Here is a 372-nt window from a genome sequence, read left to right as displayed (position 1 = left end):
CTCCACTCCTCCCTCGACTACGTACCGCCCGCCGAGTACGAACGCGAGTGGTGGCGACAACAGGAAGCCACCCCGCAGTCCGCCTGAAACAAGATCACCGGACTCTACGAAACTCGGGGCAGCTCATTTCGCGTTCACCGCACACCTGATCGAGGCCGGCATCGACGCCTCGATCGGCACCGTCGGCGACGCCTTGGACAACGCCCTCATGGAATCCCAGATCGGCCTCTACAAGACGGAGTTGATAAAGCCGCGCAGGCCCTGGCACGGCCTGGCCGACGTTGAACTCGCCACCGCGGAATGGGTCGACTGGTTCAACAACCAGCGCCTCCACACAGCGATCGGCGACATCCCGCCCCACGAGCACGAGAC

Annotated in this window: 1 pseudogene; it reads left to right on the top strand. The window is 64.0% G+C overall.

Annotated features, from left to right (window positions below):
• Positions 1–133: 133 nt before the first annotated feature.
• A pseudogene (locus tag MTQ10_RS31045) lies at positions 134–372 on the top strand (integrase core domain-containing protein); the annotation flags it as partial.

Source organism: Streptomyces sp. XM83C (genome assembly GCF_023072675.1).
GTDB lineage: Bacteria > Actinomycetota > Actinomycetes > Streptomycetales > Streptomycetaceae > Streptomyces > Streptomyces thermocoprophilus.
The sequence above is the reverse complement of the archived record's forward strand: the minus strand, read 5'-3'. Positions and strand labels throughout refer to the sequence as shown.